The sequence below is a fragment of the Candidatus Thalassolituus haligoni genome (assembly GCF_041222825.1).
Classification (GTDB): Bacteria; Pseudomonadota; Gammaproteobacteria; order Pseudomonadales; family Oceanobacteraceae; genus Oceanobacter; species Oceanobacter antarcticus.
On sequence record NZ_CP139482.1, the window covers coordinates 2,190,707 to 2,211,894 of the forward strand.

Annotated in this window: 20 protein-coding genes; 10 read left to right on the forward strand and 10 right to left on the reverse strand. The window is 47.0% G+C overall.

Translation table 11 applies throughout. From position 1 onward, the window contains the following. The first annotated feature begins 17 nt into the window (after positions 1-17). The 5 genes from SOJ49_RS09775 (at position 18) to SOJ49_RS09795 (ending at position 7,081) form a co-directional block, all read left to right on the forward strand. The gene (locus tag SOJ49_RS09775; protein WP_369854360.1) at positions 18-1,373 is read left to right on the forward strand and encodes a TolC family protein; all 1,356 of its coding nucleotides are present in this window, start codon (positions 18-20) and stop codon (positions 1,371-1,373) included. Then, positions 1,370-2,620, forward strand: a complete 1,251-nt coding sequence (locus tag SOJ49_RS09780) for an efflux RND transporter periplasmic adaptor subunit (RefSeq protein WP_369854361.1) — start codon at positions 1,370-1,372, stop codon at positions 2,618-2,620. Before SOJ49_RS09775 ends, SOJ49_RS09780 begins: the two co-directional genes overlap by 4 nt. A 25-nt stretch (positions 2,621-2,645) precedes the next feature. Beyond that, entirely contained in the window at positions 2,646-5,765 is a 3,120-nt protein-coding gene (locus SOJ49_RS09785; protein ID WP_369854362.1) for an efflux RND transporter permease subunit, read from the forward strand. 121 nt (positions 5,766-5,886) lie between these two features. Further along, positions 5,887-6,702, forward strand: a complete 816-nt coding sequence (locus tag SOJ49_RS09790) for a HupE/UreJ family protein (RefSeq protein ID WP_369854363.1) — start codon at positions 5,887-5,889, stop codon at positions 6,700-6,702. A gap of 34 nt (positions 6,703-6,736) precedes the next feature. Then, complete coding sequence (locus tag SOJ49_RS09795; RefSeq protein WP_369854364.1) at positions 6,737-7,081, forward strand: DUF6488 family protein; 345 nt, start codon at positions 6,737-6,739, stop codon at positions 7,079-7,081. A gap of 171 nt (positions 7,082-7,252) precedes the next feature. Here the strand turns inward: SOJ49_RS09795 and SOJ49_RS09800 are convergent, their stop codons facing one another. Next, complete coding sequence (locus SOJ49_RS09800) at positions 7,253-7,528, reverse strand: metal/formaldehyde-sensitive transcriptional repressor (protein ID WP_369854365.1); 276 nt, start codon at positions 7,526-7,528, stop codon at positions 7,253-7,255. A gap of 67 nt (positions 7,529-7,595) precedes the next feature. Here SOJ49_RS09800 and dmeF point away from each other — a divergent pair, with 67 nt between their 5' ends. The 5 genes from dmeF (at position 7,596) to SOJ49_RS09825 (ending at position 9,905) form a co-directional block, all read left to right on the forward strand. Further along, a complete protein-coding gene (dmeF, locus tag SOJ49_RS09805) occupies positions 7,596-8,531 on the forward strand; it encodes a CDF family Co(II)/Ni(II) efflux transporter DmeF (RefSeq protein ID WP_369854366.1) in 936 nt (311 codons plus the stop codon). A gap of 59 nt (positions 8,532-8,590) precedes the next feature. Then, a complete protein-coding gene (merR, locus tag SOJ49_RS09810) occupies positions 8,591-8,932 on the forward strand; it encodes an Hg(II)-responsive transcriptional regulator (protein ID WP_369854367.1) in 342 nt (113 codons plus the stop codon). Positions 8,933-9,050: 118 nt separating this feature from the next. After that, positions 9,051-9,377 (forward strand): mercuric transporter MerT family protein, encoded by a 327-nt coding sequence (locus SOJ49_RS09815; RefSeq protein WP_338353342.1) that lies wholly within the window; start codon positions 9,051-9,053, stop codon positions 9,375-9,377. Positions 9,378-9,394: 17 nt separating this feature from the next. After that, the gene (merP, locus tag SOJ49_RS09820; RefSeq protein WP_349373407.1) at positions 9,395-9,700 is read left to right on the forward strand and encodes a mercury resistance system periplasmic binding protein MerP; all 306 of its coding nucleotides are present in this window, start codon (positions 9,395-9,397) and stop codon (positions 9,698-9,700) included. After that, positions 9,690-9,905, forward strand: coding sequence for a GDCCVxC domain-containing (seleno)protein (locus SOJ49_RS09825; RefSeq protein WP_276783083.1), 216 nt, complete (start codon positions 9,690-9,692; stop codon positions 9,903-9,905). The genes merP and SOJ49_RS09825 overlap by 11 nt, the downstream gene beginning before the upstream one ends. A 320-nt stretch (positions 9,906-10,225) precedes the next feature. Here SOJ49_RS09825 and SOJ49_RS09830 read toward each other — a convergent pair whose 3' ends face one another. From SOJ49_RS09830 to fabI, 9 genes are all read right to left on the reverse strand, one after another. Beyond that, positions 10,226-10,633, reverse strand: coding sequence for an ion channel (locus SOJ49_RS09830; protein WP_276783085.1), 408 nt, complete (start codon positions 10,631-10,633; stop codon positions 10,226-10,228). A gap of 56 nt (positions 10,634-10,689) precedes the next feature. Then, complete coding sequence (gene glgX / locus SOJ49_RS09835) at positions 10,690-12,801, reverse strand: glycogen debranching protein GlgX (protein WP_276783087.1); 2,112 nt, start codon at positions 12,799-12,801, stop codon at positions 10,690-10,692. Positions 12,802-12,806: 5 nt separating this feature from the next. Continuing rightward, the gene (locus SOJ49_RS09840; protein ID WP_276783089.1) at positions 12,807-13,079 is read right to left on the reverse strand and encodes a DUF2934 domain-containing protein; all 273 of its coding nucleotides are present in this window, start codon (positions 13,077-13,079) and stop codon (positions 12,807-12,809) included. A gap of 165 nt (positions 13,080-13,244) precedes the next feature. Continuing rightward, entirely contained in the window at positions 13,245-14,141 is an 897-nt protein-coding gene (locus tag SOJ49_RS09845) for a DMT family transporter (RefSeq protein WP_276783090.1), read from the reverse strand. A gap of 61 nt (positions 14,142-14,202) precedes the next feature. Next, positions 14,203-15,381 (reverse strand): cation:proton antiporter, encoded by a 1,179-nt coding sequence (locus SOJ49_RS09850; RefSeq protein ID WP_276783091.1) that lies wholly within the window; start codon positions 15,379-15,381, stop codon positions 14,203-14,205. A 63-nt stretch (positions 15,382-15,444) separates the two neighbouring features. Continuing rightward, positions 15,445-16,779 (reverse strand): NAD(P)/FAD-dependent oxidoreductase, encoded by a 1,335-nt coding sequence (locus SOJ49_RS09855; protein WP_369854368.1) that lies wholly within the window; start codon positions 16,777-16,779, stop codon positions 15,445-15,447. A 32-nt stretch (positions 16,780-16,811) separates the two neighbouring features. Next, complete coding sequence (locus SOJ49_RS09860) at positions 16,812-18,596, reverse strand: DUF3141 domain-containing protein (RefSeq protein WP_276783093.1); 1,785 nt, start codon at positions 18,594-18,596, stop codon at positions 16,812-16,814. Next, positions 18,589-20,448: an acetate/propionate family kinase gene (locus SOJ49_RS09865; RefSeq protein ID WP_369854369.1), complete on the reverse strand. Its 1,860-nt coding sequence runs from the start codon at positions 20,446-20,448 to the stop codon at positions 18,589-18,591. The genes SOJ49_RS09860 and SOJ49_RS09865 overlap by 8 nt, the downstream gene beginning before the upstream one ends. After that, positions 20,381-21,151: an enoyl-ACP reductase FabI gene (gene fabI / locus SOJ49_RS09870; protein ID WP_276783096.1), complete on the reverse strand. Its 771-nt coding sequence runs from the start codon at positions 21,149-21,151 to the stop codon at positions 20,381-20,383. Before fabI ends, SOJ49_RS09865 begins: the two co-directional genes overlap by 68 nt. Positions 21,152-21,188: the final 37 nt, after the last annotated feature.

Consider the following 21,188-nt stretch of genomic DNA (forward strand, 5'->3'; position numbering starts at 1 on the left):
CTTTTAAAGGAACGCTAATGCGATTGTTTATCCCCTTTAGCACAACCAAAAAACCGACTACCAATCGGTTTTTTGGTTGTTTACTTAAGCTTGCAAGCTTCTCCGGAACAGCAATTTATTTCGCACTATCGGCCCCCCTTATGGCAGCTGAAACTCCTCGTGACGAATTGACGCTCACACAAACTGTAGAGCTTAGTTTGCAAAGCCACCCAACGCTTGCGTCTTATCAATACCGCGTAAAGAGTGCAAATGCGCAGGCCCAACAAGCCGCTATTGGTGAAAAGCCGGAAATTAATCTGACGCTTGAAGATGCGCTCGGTACGGGCGAACACACGGGTCTCGACAACGCGCAATCAACGCTCAGTATCAGTTGGGTTTTACAGGGTGGACTGCTTGATCAGCGCGTCAAGTCTGCCCAATCCAAGGCTAACGTACTGGAAATTGAACGTGACATTCAACGTTACGATGTTGCAGCGCAAACGGCGCATGCGTTTTTAACAGTGCTGGCCTATCAGGAAAGATTAGTTGTGGCTAAAAACACACAGCAACACGCCGTTCAAATACTTAGAGAAATACAAAAACGGGTGGATGCCGGGCGCTCTCCGTCTGCTGATAAGTTTCAAGCTGAGGTTAATTTGGAGCGACGTGAACTTGAGGTGGAAGATATTCAGCACGAATTAAAATCGGCTAAAAAGGTATTGGCATCGCAGTGGGGAAATTCTAGCGTCGATTTTGTTGGAGTTAACGGAGCGCTAACGCTGAAAGAACAGGTGATTAGTTATGACGCGTTGGAAAACGGGATAAGCAAAAACCCTCAAGTTCAATATTTTTTAACGCAACAACGGGTTGTCGAGACTGAAATCACACTCGCCCGTGAAGAGGTAAAAAATCGCTGGCGATTCAATACCGGGGTCCGACGCTATGAGGCGACAGAAGATTACGGTCTAACATTTGGCGTATCCCTGCCACTGGGTAAATCCACCCGTAATAAACATCAAATTTCGGCACTTAGCGCCGAGCAGGCACGTTACGTGGCTGACGCTCGCGCTAAAGAGATTCAACTTTCTACCCAGCTTTACGTGTTGTACGAAGAACTCCAACACAGCTATCACCTCAACTATGCACTCACACACAAAATATTGCCCCGCCTAGAGCGAGCGCTTGTTGAAACACAAAAAGCTTATTCACTCGGCAAATACAGCTACAGAGAGTGGTATGCGCTACAAAACGAAGTCTTCGATACGAAAATGGAATTGATCGATGTACGCTTAAAAGCGCACAACAATTTGACGGAAATTGAGCGTTTAACGGGGCTGAATTTAATGGGAACTTCATCTGTAAAAGAATTTGAAAACAACGGGGATATCCAATGATTAACTCTCTTCTACGCCCTTTTATGTATCTACGCTCCTTTATGATTACGCTTATTGCTTTAGCTTTTCTTGGGTATACCTCTTTCAGTCTGGCCGCCGAAACAGAAGCTAAAGAAGCGGAGCCTCAAAAAGGTGAGCATCGCGGACGTCTATTGAAAGATGGAGATTTTGTACTGGAGCTCGCTATTTTTGAAACGGGTGTACCGCCGGAATTTCGTGTGTGGATTATGAATGATGGACAGCCCGTCAAGCCGGAGGATGTTTCGCTTGTGGTAACGCTCACTCGCTTAGGTAATGTAGTTGATACGATCAACTTCAAACCACAAGCCGATTTTTTACGCGGCGATATGGAGATTTATGAACCGCACTCGTTTGTAGTCACAATTAAAGCAAACCACCAGGGCACTGCGCATCAATGGCAATACGATAACTTTGAAGGTCGAACACGTATCGAACCCGCAGTGGCGGAGGCGATGGAGATACAAACCGACATAGCCGGTGAAGCCACGCTGGTTGAAACCATCGAATCGTTCGGCAAGTTGGTCCCACAACCTGACGCCGAGCGCAACATTAGCGCGCGCTTTGAGGGTGAAATAACAACAGTACATGCGCGCTTAGGACAAACGGTAAAGGCTGGAGATAAGCTCATTACCATCAACAGCAATGAGAGCTTAAAAAGTTTCACCATTAGCTCACCGATTAATGGCGTCGTCACTAGCAAAGCTGCTAATCCTGGTGAGCAAAGTGGCGGCCGAATCTTGATGTCGATTGTTGACACCTCAAAACTTACGGCAGAGCTATCGGTATTCTCAGTTGATCGAAAACGCGTTGCTGTGGGCGCCGAAGTCACCCTGCATGTGAATGGGCAAGAGACTGCATTGACCGCGCGTGTGAACGCAATTGATGCGCAGCTAAAGGCAAATCAAGCCAGTACCGTACGTGTAGAAATCGACAATAAAAATAGTACGCTATCAGCGGGTCAATTTATTACTGGTGACATTGAAGTCGCGCGCTTTAGCGTACCACTTGCCGTGAAACGGGTTGGCTTACAGGCCTTCAGAGACTTTACCGTGGTGTATGCAAAAGTGGGCGACGAATATGAGGTGCGGATGTTGGAGCTTGGGCGTGAAGCCGGAGAATGGGTGGAGGTATTGGGGGGACTAAATCCCGGTACCGAATACGTGACAGAAAACAGTTTTATTATCAAAGCCGATATTGAAAAGTCCGGCGCTTCTCACGACCACTAAGGTTTACCCGTTTTAAGGAAATATCATGCTTGAATATTTGATTCAATTTGCTATCCAGCGTCGGGCCTTAATTATGGTGGCGGTGCTGGCCATCAGTGGTTTAGGTATTTGGAATTTCACCAAATTACCGATTGATGCTGTTCCCGATATCACCAACGTACAGGTGATGATCAACACTGAGGCTCCAGGCTTCACACCACAAGAGATTGAGCAGCGGGTGACGTTTCCCATTGAAACCGCTATGGCGGGTTTGCCCAACCTGCAATACACACGCTCGGTTTCCCGCTATGGGCTTTCGCAAGTCACCATTATCTTTAGTGATGACACCGACATTTACTTTGCCCGTCAGTTGGTGAATGAGCGCCTATCCAGTGCACGATCCAATCTTCCTCGCTTGCTCGAGCCTGAATTGGGTCCTATCGCCACAGGCTTGGGTGAAATCTTTATGTTTACGGTGGACGCCGAACCCGGCGCACTCAATAAAGATGGCTCACTGGTAACGCCCACTGATTTACGTTCAGTGCACGACTGGATTATTCGACCGCAACTGCTTCGAGTACCCGGTGTGGTCGAAGTGAATCCTATTGGCGGTTACAAGCGGGAAATATTAGTGGCGTTTGAACCTGAAAAGCTACTGGCGTTCGAACTCACCCAACAAGATGTGATTCGGGCGATTCAAAATAACAATCAAAATCGCGGTGTTGGCTTTGTTGAACACAACGGGGCGCAATGGTTATTACGTGTCCCCGGACAAAAAGAAACGCTCAACGACATCGGGAATATTGTGATTCGCAGCGATCAAGGTGTGCCGCTACGCATTAAAGATATTGCCAATATTGAAGAGGGTAAAGAATTACGCAGCGGCGCGGCCACCCAAAACGGTCGCGAAGTGGTGATGAGCACCGTATTTATGTTGGTCGGGGAAAACAGTCGCACCGTGGCCAAAGCAGTGGCAGAAAAACTGGATAAAATCAAACAAGGCTTGCCAGAAGGCGTTACGGCAACGGCCGTTTACGATCGAACCACTCTAGTCGATAAAACCTTAAAAACGGTGCAAACGAATTTACTCGAAGGCGCTTTACTTGTCATTGTCATCTTGTTCTTTTTATTGGGCAATGTACGCGCGGCGCTGTTGACCGCCGCAGTTATTCCGATCGCTATGTTAATGACGGTGACAGGCATGGTGCATGCCGGTGTCAGTGCCAATTTAATGAGTCTGGGCGCGCTGGATTTTGGTTTGCTTGTGGATGGAGCCATTATCATTGTTGAAAATTGTTTACGACGCCTCAGTCATGCGTCTTCTCCCGGTAAAACCTTGGACACCAAAGAACGCTTTGACATTGTTTTTCAGGCAACACGTGAAGTGATTCGTCCTGCGTTATTCGGGGTGTTTATTATCACGGCCGTTTACTTGCCCATTTTTGCGCTGACCGGCGTGGAAGGAAAAATGTTCCACCCCATGGCGTTAACCGTAGTAATCGCCTTAGCCTGCTCCATTGTGTTGTCGATTACTTTTGTTCCAGCGTGTATCGCGTTGTTGTTCAAAAAACCTGTGACAGAAAAAGACAGTGCGATTATTAAAGTATCGCGTTCTGTTTACGAACCGCTATTGAACATCGCATTGAAAGCGCGCTGGGCGGTAGTGGCGATCGCGCTTGTATTGGTAGTGGGTTCCGCTTGGGTGGCTACGCGCTTGGGCAGTGAGTTTGTACCAAATTTAGATGAAGGCGATATTGCGATGCACGCGCTGCGCATTCCTGGAACCTCGTTGAGTCAGGCCGTAGACTTGCAAAAAACGCTTGAAGCAAAAATAAAAGAAATGCCAGAAGTTGAACGCATCTTCGCCAAGGTAGGTACGGCCGATGTAGCAACAGACGCTGTTCCCCCTAGCGTGGCCGATAACTTCATTATTTTAAAACCTCGCCATGAATGGCCAGATCCAAATAAAACCAAAGCTCAAGTTGTGGACGATTTAGCCGCATTGGTTGAACCCATTCCCGGTAATCGCTACGAGTTTTTACAGCCCATTCAGATGCGATTTAATGAGTTACTTTCTGGCGTTCGTGCAGAATTGGCTATTAAAATATTCGGTGATGATTTTGAGCAATTGGACAAACTGGGTAATGACATTCAGCAAGCGATTTCCAGTGTGGAAGGTATTGCCGATGTGCAAATGGAGAAGACCACGGGCTTACCGATTATGACCTTGCAGCCCAAAATCGATGTGCTAGCGCAATACGGTTTGGCGGTGAGCGAGTTGCAGGATCAGCTGGCTATTGCATTGGGTGGTGAAGTCGCTGGCCAATTTTATCAAGGCGACCGGCGCACGGATATTGTGGTGCGTTTACCGGAAGCACGTCGAACGGATATGGATCGTTTAAAGTACCTACCTATTCAGCTCGCGAACGACAGCGCTGTTCCCTTGCAAGAATTAGCATCAATGGAGCTGTTGGAAGGCTTTAATCAAATCAACCGCGAAAACGGCAAACGCCGTGTCTTTGTTACCGCTAATGTACGCGGACGTGATTTGGGATCTTTTGTTGCGGATATTCAAACCCAAATTAAAGACTCCGTAGACATTCCTGCGGGCTATTGGGTGGAATACGGCGGCACTTATCAAAAGTTACAATCCGCTTCAAAACGCTTAACGCTGGTAGTACCAATCACGCTAATCATGATTGTGGGCTTGCTGTTTCTTGCGCTCGGTTCGTTTAGAGACGCCCTTATTATTTTTACCGGTGTGCCACTTGCACTTACCGGCGGTGTTCTGTTTTTGGTGATGCGCGATATCCCGTTTTCCATTTCCGCAGCGGTTGGTTTTATCGCCCTGTCGGGCATCGCTATTTTAAATGGCTTGGTGATGGTGTCGTTTATTCGTGAATTAATTCACGACGGTTTAAGTGTTGAAAAAGCCATTGTTGAAGGTGCGTTGACACGGTTACGCCCAGTATTAACAACGGCACTGGTTGCGTCCTTAGGTTTTGTACCCATGGCCTTAAATACTGGTATAGGTTCAGAAGTGCAGCGTCCACTTGCCACGGTGGTCATTGGCGGGATTATTTCATCAACATTATTAACACTATTTGTATTACCGGTGCTTTATCGCTTGGTACATCGAGATAAGCGACAACTTAATTACGCTTAGAAGCATAAAGCATCTTTAACGTAACAGTAACGTTTAAATAACAATGTTTGAGGACATTATGATAAGACTATTAACGATGGGTTTGCTGTGCTTCATTAGCACCAATGCTATGTCACACGGTATGTCGACTGAAGATCAAGCCAGAATATTGAATGCAGGCTATTTTGAATATATGCACCTGGGTGCAACGCATATGCTATCTGGCTACGACCACTTGCTGTTTCTTTTCGGCGTGATGTTTTTCTTAACTCGCTTTCGCGATATTTTGAAATTTATTACCGCGTTTACTGTTGGCCATTCAATTACTTTGGTATTTGCAACACTGTGGGGAATCACCGCAAATTACTATTTAATTGATGCCGTTATTGCTTTAACCGTCTGTTACAAAGCTTTCGATAACTTGGACGGGTTTAAAAAATATTTCCAAATGTCATCACCCAATTTAACGTGGATGGTGTTTATATTTGGCTTAATCCATGGTTTTGGTTTATCGACACGCCTGCAACAACTCCCCTTGGGTGATCATGGCCTTGTGTTGAAAATCCTCTCATTCAATGTGGGTGTTGAAGTGGGACAAATCATTGCCTTGTGCGTGATGCTGATCATTTTGCTTGCGTGGCGAAAAACGGCGTCGTTTCAGCGATTCAGTAAGGCTGCCAATGTGGCATTAATGCTGGCGGGTGGCTTGCTGTTACTAATGCAATTACACGGTTATCAGCACACCGCTTATTCCGATGACTTTCCGCTGAATCAAGATGACCACCACCATACTCACGAAAATATGCAGCGAGAATCCTCACCTTTAGCAAACTACCCCAAGAAGTTTGACCTCAATCAGAGCAGGTTTCCAGAGATAGTGCCAGAACAGCAAAAAGAGCAGCAAGAAACTGAGCCTGAAAAGCATTCACATGATGGTGAACATTATCACTCCCATTAACTGCTTCACCAAAAATTAACGAAAGGACATACCTATGAAAATTCTATCGACCGTTTTAATGGTACTGACACTACTTACATCTCAATCATTGTTCGCGCATAGCGACCATGGCCCCATTTCCGAATCTGCTGCACAGTCGCTAGCGCTTGATGTTGCCACTAATCTAACCACTCGTGACGCAGGGCTTGGTTTTGGCCAACTTCCAATTACCTGGGCTTCGGTACCAGCCGAGAACATAGCTATTACTAAAAAGGGTAAAGGTTATTACATTATATTGGTGCTGAATGAAAGTGAGAAAAAAACATTGTACGTTTTAATATCTGACGTCGGTGAAGTCTACGACGCGAACTTTACCGGTGAATTTGAAGGTGTTAAGTAGCCGTATTAGCCACTAGCGTGTTGTACGCACTCAGTGCAATTTTTTATGTTTGGTTTAGCACTCCATATACCAAGCTCGCAATCCACCTTTCGACAATTCAGAATAAGCAAGGTGATTCTAATCTTATGTTGAGTCGAGTAGGCTTTAGCATGTCATGGATGTCAGTGTTTTTTATTTCAGATAAGAGCGTAAAACACTCACAACTTGTTCAACATCGGCATCACGTTCCTCAGGCGTAATATCATGGACACCTAAATGCTCTCGAATGTGGTTTTCCAATACTTCACCCATTAATCCATTGACGGCACCTCGAACAGCGGCAATTTGCTGTAACACCTTACTGCACTCGCCGTCTTTCGCAAGTAGCTTTTCCAGCCCTTCGGCCTGCCCTTTGATTCGGCGAACGCGAGCAAGTAGTTTTTCACGTTGTTTGACGGTGTGAGACATTGATTGGTTCCGGCGTTATTGTATACTGGGGTATAGTATATTACACAAAATTTTGGAACAAGACACTATGCAAGTTGAAGCCAACCACCGTATCCACGATCATGTTTTTGACGAGGGTAATCCACTTGCCGAGCGCAATACCCGCTGGGCGGTGGTTCTGACTGTCATCATGATGGTGGCCGAAATCACCAGTGGATGGATGTTTAACTCCATGGCTTTGCTGGCCGATGGTTGGCACATGAGTTCACATGCATTGGCCCTGGGGCTATCTGTTGCGGCCTACGCCGCAGCACGACGGTTTGCGCAACACCCACGATTTGCTTTTGGCACCTGGAAAATCGAGGTGCTCGGCGGGTACACCAGCGCTATTTTTCTGGTGGGTATTGCCGGGCTAATGTTGTTTCAGTCGGTGGCACGACTCTTAGCTCCAACACCCATTCAATACGATCAAGCTATTCTTGTGGCCGTGCTAGGCCTACTAGTCAACCTTGTATGCGCCTGGCTATTGAAAGACGGCCATCATCACCATCACGGCGATGATGGTCATCATGATCACGATCATCACCACCACGATCTAAATCTGCGTGCGGCGTATTTGCACGTGATCACAGATGCTTTAACCTCGCTCTTGGCCATCGTAGCACTATTCGGCGGTAAGCTTTGGGGGGCGAATTGGCTCGATCCTGTGATGGGGATTGTAGGAGCCATCCTGGTAACGATTTGGGCTGTTGGCTTAATTAAAAACACAGCCAATGTATTACTCGACGCTGAAATGGATAAACCCTTTGCACAACAACTTAAAGAAAAGGTACACAAAATGCCCTTCGACATGCAAGTTACCGATTTTCATTTATGGCGTGTTGGGAAAACACATTATGCTTGCATACTTTCAGTTGCGACTGATTCGGCTACGGAGCCAGATCAAATTAAACGTTTACTAAAAAATCAAACAGAGTTGGCGCACATCACAGTGGAAGTCAACACACAGGCAAAAACACAATAATGCCAAAATCGCGTATGCCTCGTACGATAAGCAAGCTCGCCAATGAACTTGGTATTCACGTGGAAACAGTACGTTTTTATGAAAGGAAAGGGCTCATTGTGCAGCCCGAAAAACCGACACAAGGATATCGCCACTACCCAGATGAAACGATTGCAAAAATACGCTTTATAAAACGTGCACAGGAACTCGGCTTTACACTAGACGAAGTCATATCACTATTGAGCATAGAGGAACGCCCCTGCACTCAGGTTCAAGCGCTTGCAGAGCATAAATTACTAACGATTCAGGATAAAATGAATGACTTGAAACGTCTTGAGAAAGCGCTCGCCACGCTGCTGAACCAATGCGCTGATAATGACGACAAATCCCACTGCCCCATCATTGATTCCCTTCAACCCTAGTTCGTTATTTTTTTAGCATACGACTTGACTCCGTACTTAGGTACGGCATCTATATTGTTGACATTGACACTCGTTGAATTCAATTAATAAGGAATTGATGTTGAAAATCTCGCCCATCATGTCGATTATTGGTGGCATTGGCGCTGCAATTGGTGCAAGCCTATGTTGCGTAGGGCCGCTCTTCCTCTTGGTCATTGGCGTTAACGGTGCATGGATCGCCAATCTAACAGTGCTAGAGCCTTATAGCCCTTTTTTCATCGTGCTCGTACTATCATTTTTTACATTCGCGGGCTGGCAAATTTTTAAACCTCAAGCACTCTGTGACTCAGGTACTGCGTGCTCTTTTCCCAAAGTAAGACGCAGACGGAAAATAATTTACATAATCACACTTTTTATCGCATTCGCTATGGTGAGCAGCCCATACTGGATACCAATACTCGTTTAGTCACCAGGTAGGAAGAAATGAAAAACACGATCATCCGCTCAATAGTTGCAATTGCAATGTTTGTTGCTGCAATTGGCGCGCACGCAGAAAATATTGTTGTAGAACTCCATCTACCAACAATGAATTGCGCTATGTGTCCTATCACCATAAAAAAAGCGCTTGAAAAAGTCGACGGTGTATTAAGTGCGGACGTAAGCTATAAAACCAAGCGGGCCGTTATACGATTCGAAAACCGAAAAACAACCGTTCAAGAGCTAATACAAACCACGACCGATGCAGGCTATCCATCAACACTGGCTGAGACTATTTCAAATGAACCGTAATGTTGTACTGGAATCCGAATTGACTTGTCCCAGTTGCGGATACAAGAAAACAGAAGTCATGCCGACCGACGCCTGCCAATGGTTTTATGAATGCCAGCAGTGTCACTCCATCCTAAAACCCCAGATAGGCGATTGCTGTGTTTTCTGCTCGTACGGCACAGTGCCATGTCCACCGATTCAATCAGAGGGTAGTTGTTGTTCTTGATCGCTCATATTAGTTGAGGTTTTCTCATCCCTGAGTAAGCCTACAATAACAAACGTGAAAGAGTCGCTAAAGGATGTCGATGAGTTGGCTCATGTTACTATTGAGGTAAATGACGGTAGATCATTGAGCTCTTAATGCAAATGATGGTGAAAACCGCAAAAAGCCGTGTTGTTAAATCTATTAAATTAGGGGGAACCGGTGTCCTATATTGATCGATACCTACTGGCCGAAAGTACCGTATGGCGGTTGAGCATGCTCTCAAATCTATAGTAGCAACCTGTTATTTTGTAAATAGACAAATAAATCATAGTGAACAAACCTCAACGCTCACATTGATCACACTCCCATAATCGGTGCATGGCAATAAAGGTAAATGAAGCCGACCATGCAATAAGTAATAGTCCGCACAATGCTTCGGCACCTAAAACTAATCGATAATAGTCACTTAGCTCAAAATCTGAAAAACCAAGCGTGGTATACGATAGAAATGAGAGGTATACAGCCTCCTCCAGTGTTTCAACTCCAAAGTGGATATCAAATAGCCAATAGACCAAGGAGAATGCCAATATTTCGATAAAGTGCACTATTAAGATAGAGACAACCGTCAGCAAGACCATCCATTGCTGCGTGCTTTTTTTCTTATCGATCACTGCGTTCAACCGATTCAACACATAATAATGCATACTAACGCTAAGCAATATTATTAAAATAACGACTACAATTGCCATAAGACCCGCTACTCGCCTATTCTCTGAATTCGCTTAAAAAACATCGATTATTACATCTATAACCTATCAACACACATGGCGAGCGAGTAGGCGCTAAGCTGATACTTGTTCTTCTCGAACCTCGGGCCACCCTCCTCGTTAGCCAACTTGAACTCAACGAGAAAAGAAGTATCAAATAGCGAAATCCATTGCTGAACATTTAATTCTTCTGGAAAACTAAATTCGATTGAGTGATCACTCGCATTAAACAAAACAATGAACTTCTCTTGATTGTCCTCGCTTGCTTCAAGGAGGCAACCCAAAACCCCTTCTCCTTGGTCCCACTCTGGTGTGTTTTCATATGAAGAACCAAACCAGCGGATCGTTTTTTCACTGTAAAAATCCTGCGTGCGAAAAACCGAATACCGTTTGCGCAGCGCGATCAATTGACGCGTAAAAGCCAACAGCTCCTCATTCTTTTCAACACAAGTCCAATCCACCCAAGATAACTCATTATCTTGGCAGTAGGCGTTATTGTTACCTCTCTGGCTGCGGCGAACTTCATCCCCACCCAATAACATAGGAACGCCGCGAGACAGTAACAAAGTCGCCAACATATTTTTAATATTTCGCAACCGTAGAGATTCAACTTCAAGCTTATCTGACGGTCCTTCAACGCCATAATTTCTACTGAAGTTGTCGTGTGTACCATCAGTATTATTTTCGCCATTGGAGAGATTATGCTTGTGTTCGTAGCAGACGAGATCCGCCAAGGTAAACCCATCATGACAGGTAACAAAGTTGATACTGTGTAGGGGTTGCTTATTGTTCGTTTGATAAATGTCAGCACTTCCACAAAATCGACTCGCCATCGCACCCTTCATGCCGGTGTCACCACGCCAAAATCGTCTAACATCATCGCGAAATCGTCCATTCCGCTCCGACCAACGCACTCCGTGGAAATTGCCAACCTCATAGGCGCCGCCGGCATCCCACGCTTCGGCGATTAACTTAACATCACGTAATACCGGATCTTCAGCGATGCGCTCTAGCAAGGGTGGGTTCGATAACAAATCACCGTGTTCATCTCGTCCTAGCACTGAAGCAAGATCAAAACGAAACCCATCAACATGCATTTCAATCACCCAATAGCGCAAACAATCTAGAATAAAATCTCGCACAATAGGATGGTTACAATTCAGCGTATTTCCTGTACCTGAATAATTTTTATAATATGTCTTATCCTCTTCCAGGATGTAGAAAATCGAATTATCTAAACCTCGAAAATTTAACGTCGGTCCCAAATGGTTTCCTTCGGAGGTATGATTAAATACGACATCGAGAATGACTTCGATACCAGCTTTATGTAACGCTCTTACCATCGTCTTGAATTCATTCACGGCGGCGCCATGGTAATCGCGACTTGAATAACTTTCTTTTGGGGAAAAAAAACCAACGGTGCTATACCCCCAATAGTTCTTTAACATCGTTCCGTCGACAGGGTTCGTACGCGGCAGTTCATTCTCATGAAACTCTTGGATAGGTAATAACTCGACAGCAGTAATTCCAAGCGATTGCAGATACGATATCTTTTCCACAACACCCAAGTATGTACCGCGGTTCTCCACGCTTGACGAATGATGAGCAGTGAATCCACGCACGTGCATCTCGTAAATAATGGTATCGGACCACGCATGTTTTGGTGGACGATCACCCTGCCAATCAAATTGTTTATGCTGAACCAAACACTTGGGTTTATAGCCGGCATCACGGGCCACCACTGCCCTTCCTGCCTCTTGAAATGTATGTGTACAGCAACGACCAAAGTCCCAATAATCCGTTCCCACCAAGGCTGTTGCATAAGGGTCAAGCAACGCCAAATTGCCATTGAATCTATGCCCTGCCCTTGGATCAAAGGGACCATCGACCTGCCATAGATAGAGCAGTGTGGCATCCGATGAGGCGAAACCAAGATGCCAAATATCACCTGTTTTATTTTCAACAGGGTCTAATCTCATAATCGCACGCGGCGATTCATCTTCAGGCGTTTCAAAAAGCAATAAGGTCACCGCACTCGCATGACGACTGAACAACGAAAAATTGATTCCATCGCAATCATGAGATACGCCCAGAGGTAAAGGACGGCCCGGACCGAAATTGGCTTCCCGGGCCCCAGTTTTTTTGGTCATAAGGCTTATGTTAGAGCCTTAGCCTTCGTAAACTTTTCGTTTACTTCAGCTTCTGCTTCTAACCAATCATCAAGTTGAGCATCACCTTCAAAATTTCGTGCCAGTGCACGCCGATAGGCGGTCTCTTCGATTAGCTTTTGTCGCGCTTCAACCGATAGTTCATCACCAACACTCTCGGATTCTTCTATACGTTTCTTAGACTTACCACTTTCAATTTTAGGAAGTTCCTTTTTTAATTTATTACTCTTCTTGCGTGTTTTTTCTTTTACTTCAGTCATTTTTATCTCCTCAGTTGAACATATCAATAAAAAGCGGCCATCAATTTAGATTGGAATGACCCACCGGATAATAAAAGCTGGTCCAAGACGCAAGTCAATACCTTCAACCCTGTCTAGGTAATCACTTTCTCATGACGCACACGCTTTTGTCCGAGTTCAGGTTTGTTAACGCGCACGAGAGTCGGCCTGTGAGCGTTCGATGCCTGGAAGAATCGAAAGGACTATCGCAACAAACACTACCACCACGCCTACCCATTGCCAAAGAAGCAGTGATTCCGAAAAATAAACCCACCCTAGAGCTAAACCAAATATGGGGGTTAAGAAACTGAATACATTGAGTTGATTGAGTGGCGCTTTATCCATCAGCCAATACCACAATAAGAAGGGTAGCGCTGTGCCCGGAATGGCCAGTGTCGTAAGAATGACTATGTAATTTAAATTTACGAAAAGTACAGGAAATGTTTCTAGTGAAGGAGCCAAGGCCAACAGTGGCAGTGAACCGATCACCAGTTGGCCGCCCATGGCATAGAAAATATCTATCCGCTTAGCCACTTTTTTGAGCAAGATATTACTGATCGCAATGCCGAGGGCCGCGCAGATTACGTAGATAACGCCATATACAGTCTGCGCATTATGTTCCAGTGCGCCGTTGAGTCCGATAATGGAAATACCAGAAAATCCAATAAGAATACCTACGAGCACTTTACGATGGATGACCTCTTTGAGAATGATCCCTGCCAAAACACTGGCAATGAGCGGCTGGGTGTTCGTCAGTACTGTGGCCAAGCCCGGAGAAATCAAGCTCCCCGCGTAGAACATGCCCCAAAAGCCGATGGTGGTAGCGGTTAAGCCAATCGCTGTAATAGCCACCCAAGCATGCAGGGATCTGGGAAATGGGCGCCGCAAGACAAGAGCGCATAACAATAGAAACAGTCCACCGAGGAGTGCTCGCAAGAAAGCCGTTTGCATCAAGGGAGCATAAGGCATACTCAGAACAATCAGTGGATAACAGACAGCCCAAAGTAGCATGACGAGGCTTGCTCCCAACGCGACAATGATCACGGTTGAACATGCCCGTTGTAAGATGCGTTGTCAGTGACTAGCATAAAGTGTCTATTCCCCATTATTCGGATACCTTACTCGTGACCGACTCTCTTCCCCGTGCAAGGATGGGAACCACGATCGCAGCAACCAAAGCTGTGATCACAGTCATCACAACCAGTGCCATCATGGCGTGATGCGTAAGATGTGCCTGCTTGAGCCCTAATGCGGCAATGATCAATCCGACTTCACCACGTGGGATTAACGCGACACCCAGTAGCCAGCGGTCCCTGGCTGAAATCGACAAGGGAACGGCCCATACGGAAAATATTTTCCCGACAATAGCGGCAAGTGTCACCGCGATAGAAAATATCCACAATGTTTGTGACGCAATGGAAACTGCTGTGATTTGCAAGCCAATGGCTAAAAAGAATACCGGTGTTGCGACGCTGAATATGCGCTCGAAAACGCTTTTAGGAAAAGTAAACTTCTGGGCTATACCGGACCAAGCCATCACAGCACCCGATAAAAAAGCGCCCACCGCTATGGACATATCGACATACCAAGTAATAAGACCAGATCCCAGTGCGGCAAGAAAAAGCAAGACCGTCACTATGATGACTTTTTGATGGAAATAAGTTTTCTTTAGCAATCCCGCAAAGCCGATGTTGACTAGGGTGATGAGCAACAGTACAACGGCGCCTATGACTAAGCCAAAAAACATGCGCCCTAGATCTCCCTGTGCGCTTAAACTTGTATGCAATGCCGAAAGAAAATACATTGCAAGCACATCATCAATAATTGCCGCGGCGAGGAGTATTTGACCCATCCGGGTATTAAGTAAATTCGCCTGTTTTAGCAGGGGCACGCTCAGCCCAATACTGGTGGCCGCCAGCGCCACACCAACGTAAAGGGCTTGTTCCATACTCGATTCGAAGTTCAGGCTTACAAGAATTCCAAGCACGGCACTCAGAACGATCCCTGACAGCGCGACACAAAATCCTGGCCTCAGAGCGACAACGAAGCGATCCCATTGCACTTCTAGTCCTGCATAGAAGAGAATTAAGACCACGGCCAATTCAGAAAACAGACGAATACTTTCCGTAAAACCCAAGAGCGATAATCCCGCTGGCCCAACTACTATTCCAGCAAGAATGACTAGGGCGGACACGGGAAGCCTGAGCTTTTCCAGCGCTGGACGCAACGCGACTACACCGAGTACAAGCACGACAAAAAGAACGTCTGTAACGTTAATTGGCATGGTGCACGTCACTCTGTTTTTCAGAAAGGAAAATCACATTGCAACCGAACGTATGAATAGCCATTAATGCAGTTTTAACCTTGGCCGAAGTTTGCGGTTGATCCGTCCAACAATCATCATTAAAAAGGTATTAAAATAGCCATGGAGCGCGACCTGATGAAGTCGATAGAGCGAGACATACAAGTATTTGGCGATGCCTCCTTCCACGAAAACCCGATGCTTGGTCATATAGCTCAGCACACCCACAGAAGTATATTCAGCGAATGACACTAAAGAGCCGTGATCCCGGTACCGGAAGGGTTTTAGTGCTTGGCCTTTAAGCTGTCGTTGAATGTTTGTAGCGACAACCGCTGCCATTTGATGCGCCGATTGTGCTCGCGGTGGCACTAAGGTACCGTCGCCTTGTTCGAATGCAGCACAATCACCCAGTGCAAAAATTGACTCGTCGTCTTCCGCTTGCAAAACCGAGTTGACAATAATTTGGTGGTTGCGGTTTGTGGGTAATCCGCCAATATGATCAAGCACTTCCTGACATTTTACGCCTGCACACCAGACAGTAATATCCGAGGGAAGAAATGCACCGTCATCAACAAAAACACCCGTTGCGCCAACACTCTGGACTTTTGTGTTCACCAAGATTCGAACACCTAACTCATTGAGTACCCGCTCGGCCATCACCGCAATCCGCGGCGGTAACGCATTGAGTATCCGTCCGGAAGCTTCGATCAAATTAACAATCAACGAAGAGCGATCAATGTTTGTAAAACCATATGCACGCAAATAGTCTGCTACCTTATAAAGTTCGGCGGTGAGTTCTACCCCGGTCGCCCCAGCCCCAACAATAGTGACTGTTAAAGGTGAATCTTTTTTTTCGGCTTTAATTTTGAGGAATTGATTCAAGAGCCCTTTATGAAAGCGCTCCGCTTCATGGGTGTCATCAATGGTCAAGCAGTGCGAGCGTACACCAGGAATACCAAAATCATTAGTGATCGAGCCAATAGCGATCACCAAAATATCGTAATCGATATAACGTTCAGGAATCAGAACCGCGCCGTCATCATCCAGGATCGAATCAAGTGTGATCTCTTTGCGTGTTCGATCTAAAGTATCGAGTGTGCCTAGCTGGAATTCGAATCCGTGGTTAGCCGCGTGTGAGCGAAAATCTATGCCATCCATGTCCACATCCAGTGATCCTGAGGCAACCTCATGAAACAAGGGTTTCCATACATGGAAAGGGTGTTTATCCAGAAGCAACACAGATACAGCTGTCGACTTTCGGTAAGCACGGCCAAGCTTTGTCGCCAACTCCAGCCCCCCTGCTCCGCCACCCACAATCACAATTCGCATCGTAGGTGTGTCGTTCAGAACTTCGGCGTCCGAAGCGCGATTAATTGTCACTCGTCCCCTCTCCTACTTGATCCGTTGCCCGTTTACACATCCGCCTTACCAAATAGCTGCAAAAACAGTTTGCGCATTCCATCATCTCGCGCATCGCTCATATCGTGCAGGGCGTTGGCTATGTGCTGGCCGGTCGTTTGTTCAGCTTTATAGAAAATACCTTCGGGGTGAGTTTCGGTTCTATGCTCTTCCACTGTTTTTGCCAACTGTTCTATATGCCACATCCATGGGTTGACCTTTTCAGAAAAAATTTTCCGACTTACGCGCATAGGGTGGATGTTCTTCAATATCTCAGCACTCAGTGGGTTGGCAAATGCCTGCACCCACGGGCGCAGCATCCCTCGATAGAGTCTATCATTTAGCTCTGAAATGCGGCGCACGGTATCAAATGGCTCACTTGGCATACTCTCACACAGATCTTCAATCTGGCGTTCTTCAAAACGTACTTCATATTGATCATGGCTGCAATCCGGGTCGCCGGTCGGGTTGATGATTTTCATTTCGTATAGGCCTGGGCTTAAATCCTCCATTTCCCGCACATGCTCCAGGATGGCGCGGTGCTCCAGCTTGGCCACCTTTGCTGAGACAAAAATACCCAAATGCCCGACATTCGGATTGATCATATAGGCGATTCTCTGGCCTGCATTTTTAAGCGCATCGGTACTAGGATAGACTTGGCGTATCCAGTGTAATGCCTGACGAGGTGGGGTAATATTGTCACCGTGTGAGGCAAAAATCAGCAGTGGATTAGCGATATTTTTGAGATCTATCGTGCATCCGTCATCCAACTGCAGCTCGCCTCGTTCGAGCTTGTTACCAATAAACAGATTTTCCACGGTGGCGGTAATCTCTTCCTCGCTGAGGCTATAAAAGCCCGTCCACCAACGCTCGAAGTCCAGGAATTTCTCTCGCTCGGTATCAATATTGGCGTAGAGATTATAGTATTTCTGCCATAACGCATTGGCGGGATTTAGGTTCTCAAAATTTTGCACCAGCCATGCGCCATCAAGTGTGCCATTACTCACATCCGCAAAAAAGCGCGCTAGCCAAACTCCACCCGCCAGGCTGCCATGCATCTGCATGGGGTTGCCCTCTTCACTGCTTGCCCAATACGAAAGCGGTGAGCCGTTGGTGATCACTGGGCCGGTTAACCCCTTACAGTCAGCAGCAAGGATGGTCAGCATCCATCCCGCCTGGCAGTTACCATAAAGAATTGGCGCTTTACCCTCGTGGCGTTTTTTGGTGGCCTCTATGAACACCCTGAGTGCCTGCAGTACATCATTGACCGTCTGGTGAGGCGCAGGGTCGGGATAAAAAATTACAAAATAGACTGGATAACCTTCGTGAATAGCGATCCCGACTTCCGAATCACGTTTAAAACCACCAATACCTGGGCCATGTCCGGCACGAGGATCAACAATTATCACAGGTGGCTTTTCGGGATCTAAGCAGTCCGCCAAGCAAACATCTTCAACCTGAGTGATTTTCAGCAGTGCGTAATTGGCAGGCGAGTCAAAGGTCCGGGCATCAAGCACCATTTCGTAGTGAAAATCCAAGAGTGGCGGCATACCATTTTTTTCATGTTCGATCATGTTATCGGCGCGCTGGCGCAGCGTATCTAAAAACAATACCGAGCGCTGCCACGCATCGACATGATAGTTCAAAGCGTCAAATACCCAGTCACGTGATGATGTGATTTTCTCAGCCCCCTCTTTTTTCTCTTTGTCTGTCGCGACTAGCGCAACTGATGGTGCTGCGGGTGATTGCGTGGCTTGGGTGATATGAGCCATTTTCGATTTGCTTGTTGATTTAGGCATGATGAGTATCCTGGTTTCTAGATTGTTTATCGCAGCAGGTTTGCGGCGCATGGGATGTGCAGCTAATAACAGTCGCTTCACATGCAGTTGGGGTTAAATCGCCCTTGCTACCATGTTCAATATGGGCGGCGTTGGCTTCGTCAGTATCGATATGCATTTCGGTAACGAAATCAGGGTGGACGCGAATGGCAACATCCCGAAAAATCAGGTCACGCCCATCGGAGTCAACAGCCATCGCCACCACGTCACCGTGTTGTAACTTGTATTTCTCGGCATCCTTGGTATTCATATGGATGTGCCGCTTGGCGACAATCAGCCCATCCGTTTCAACGCTGCCCGCTGGCCCACGCAATGTTACGGTGGGCGTATCTTCCACATCACCGGAAAGCCGTATATCGGCATGAATACCGAGCTTGAAGGTTTCCGTTTCTGCGATTTCAATTTGATTGTGTGTGCGGCATGGCCCCAACACCCGCACATTAGTTATTTCGCCATCGGGGCCAATAACATCGACTTTTTCTTCCGCTGCCCAGAAACCCGGTTGAGATAATGTTTTATATTTGGTGAGTGTGTGGCCCTTGCCAAAACACGCCTCAACCGCTTGTTCGGTTAAATGCACATGATGCGCAGAAACCGCCATCGGGATGGACGGCAGAGGCTTGCGTTTTTCTTCGCCTTTGAGCACCCGTAAGGCTTCCTGCGCGATCATCCATTGTTCGCGGGTTCGGGTGACCATCACCCGGATACGCGAGTGGGATTGCTGTAGCTGCGGCGCTTCAAACCCCTCCAGTTTTACCCCGCGATTGGTATCCTCATCAAAATATAAACCGAGGTATTCCATGCGCTGACAGATGCGGGCACGCATTGAAGCAGACCCTTCACCAATACCACCGGTGAATGCCAGTACATCAACCCCGCCCATCGCGTTGGCATAGGCACCAATATATTTACGGACGCGGTACGCATAAACCTGAATGGCCAGCTGGGCATTGACATGCCCTGCAGCGGCTTTTTGCTCAATATCACGCATATCATTACCGATACCAGACAACGCTTTGAGACCACTACCATGATATAAAATATCTTCCACTTGCTTGGCGGGCAGCCCCACCTCACGCGCTAAAAAAGCAAAGATGCCGGGATCAACATCACCAGAGCGTGTCCCCATCACCAAGCCTTCCAGCGCCGTCATACCCATCGAAGTATCCACCGATACGCCGCGATCAATGGCGCACACACTGGCCCCATTGCCAAGATGGCAACTGATGATGCGTAAATCCGTGGGCAATATATTCAATTCCTGCGCGACGCGATGCATGACATATTTGTGGGACGTGCCATGAAAGCCATACCGCTGCAGCCCCATATCCCGCCATGCTTTCGGTACGGCGTAGGTAGTGGCATAACGCGGCATAGTCTGATGAAATGCTGTGTCAAACACCGCCACTTGTGGCACGTCCGGCCAATATGTCTGCGCCATCCGAATACCCGCCAAATTGGGTGGATTATGCAAAGGTGCCAGCGGACTGTTGGCCTCGATGCCGCTGATAACCGCATCATCGATCAGGCAGGCATCTTTGAACACCTCCCCGCCGTGCGCGACGCGGTGTGCTACCGCCTGCGGATTGTCGATGTCGTTCTTTATCAAAATATCAGGAATCTGCGACACCGCCGCTACGACGTCATCCAGCTTATCCAATGATGATTTAAAAACGCTCTTGTCATCCGCAAAGACGCTAAATTTAACCGATGAACTGCCTGCATTGATGACTAATATCCGCATCTTATGCTCCCATAATGTTATAGCCGGCATCGATATAGACGGTACTGCCGGTAACCAGGCGCGCTTCATCACTTACCAAGAATCGGGCATATGACCCTACGCAGTTAATGCAAACAAGCTCATGCTCCGGCGACTTTTGCTTTGCTCGCTGTAACAGTTCATCAAAATGGGCAATACCGCCCGTAGCACGGGTAGCAATTGGTCCTGGGGATAACGCGTTGACCCTAATGTGTTTTTCACCCAACTCCGCCGCAAGATATTTCACTGTACTTTCGAGAGCAGCTTTTACTGGCCCCATCAGACCATAATGCCCCACCACCTTTTCGCCACCATAATACGTTGTGGTGAGTAAAGATCCGCCTCTCTTCATCAATGGCTCAGCCAGATGTGCCAGCCGGATAAACGAATAGCAGGAAATATCCATAGCCTTGAGAAAGCCCTGCCGCGAACAATCCGTAACCCGTCCTTGCAAGTCTTCTCTTGGCGCAAATGCAATGGCATGTACTAAAAAGTCCAGCTCACCCCAGGTGCTGTGGATACGATCAAACAGCGCTGTGACTTGCGTTTCATCCGACACATCTAACGGCGCAATGATGGCGGCGTTAGCCCTATCGGCCAAAGGCCGAACATAGGGTTCCGCTTTTCCATTGAGATAGGTGATCGCCAGCTCGGCACCGGCTTCGTAAAACGCTTTGGCACAGCCCCATGCAATCGAATTCTCATTGGCGATGCCAACGACCAGCCCTTTTTTACCTTTTAAGTCTATGGTCATAAAGACCTCCTAAAATCATTGATGTAACACTGATCTG

Excerpts from the sequence above, each read along its gene's own strand:
- fabI (WP_276783096.1), bottom strand. The coding sequence starts at position 21,151 with ATGACCATAGACTTAAAAGGTAAAAAAGGGCTGGTCGTTGGCATCGCC.
- SOJ49_RS09790 (WP_369854363.1), top strand. The coding sequence starts at position 5,887 with ATGTCGACTGAAGATCAAGCCAGAATATTGAATGCAGGCTATTTTGAA.
- dmeF (WP_369854366.1), top strand. The coding sequence starts at position 7,596 with ATGCAAGTTGAAGCCAACCACCGTATCCACGATCATGTTTTTGACGAG.
- SOJ49_RS09850 (WP_276783091.1), bottom strand. The coding sequence starts at position 15,381 with ATGCCAATTAACGTTACAGACGTTCTTTTTGTCGTGCTTGTACTCGGT.
- SOJ49_RS09780 (WP_369854361.1), top strand. The coding sequence starts at position 1,370 with ATGATTAACTCTCTTCTACGCCCTTTTATGTATCTACGCTCCTTTATG.
- SOJ49_RS09840 (WP_276783089.1), bottom strand. The coding sequence starts at position 13,079 with ATGACTGAAGTAAAAGAAAAAACACGCAAGAAGAGTAATAAATTAAAA.
- SOJ49_RS09825 (WP_276783083.1), top strand. The coding sequence starts at position 9,690 with ATGAACCGTAATGTTGTACTGGAATCCGAATTGACTTGTCCCAGTTGC.
- SOJ49_RS09815 (WP_338353342.1), top strand. The coding sequence starts at position 9,051 with ATGTCGATTATTGGTGGCATTGGCGCTGCAATTGGTGCAAGCCTATGT.
- merP (WP_349373407.1), top strand. The coding sequence starts at position 9,395 with ATGAAAAACACGATCATCCGCTCAATAGTTGCAATTGCAATGTTTGTT.
- SOJ49_RS09830 (WP_276783085.1), bottom strand. The coding sequence starts at position 10,633 with ATGGCAATTGTAGTCGTTATTTTAATAATATTGCTTAGCGTTAGTATG.
- SOJ49_RS09795 (WP_369854364.1), top strand. The coding sequence starts at position 6,737 with ATGAAAATTCTATCGACCGTTTTAATGGTACTGACACTACTTACATCT.
- glgX (WP_276783087.1), bottom strand. The coding sequence starts at position 12,801 with ATGACCAAAAAAACTGGGGCCCGGGAAGCCAATTTCGGTCCGGGCCGT.
- SOJ49_RS09800 (WP_369854365.1), bottom strand. The coding sequence starts at position 7,528 with ATGTCTCACACCGTCAAACAACGTGAAAAACTACTTGCTCGCGTTCGC.
- SOJ49_RS09865 (WP_369854369.1), bottom strand. The coding sequence starts at position 20,448 with ATGAAGCGCGCCTGGTTACCGGCAGTACCGTCTATATCGATGCCGGCT.
- SOJ49_RS09860 (WP_276783093.1), bottom strand. The coding sequence starts at position 18,596 with ATGCCTAAATCAACAAGCAAATCGAAAATGGCTCATATCACCCAAGCC.
- SOJ49_RS09775 (WP_369854360.1), top strand. The coding sequence starts at position 18 with ATGCGATTGTTTATCCCCTTTAGCACAACCAAAAAACCGACTACCAAT.
- SOJ49_RS09785 (WP_369854362.1), top strand. The coding sequence starts at position 2,646 with ATGCTTGAATATTTGATTCAATTTGCTATCCAGCGTCGGGCCTTAATT.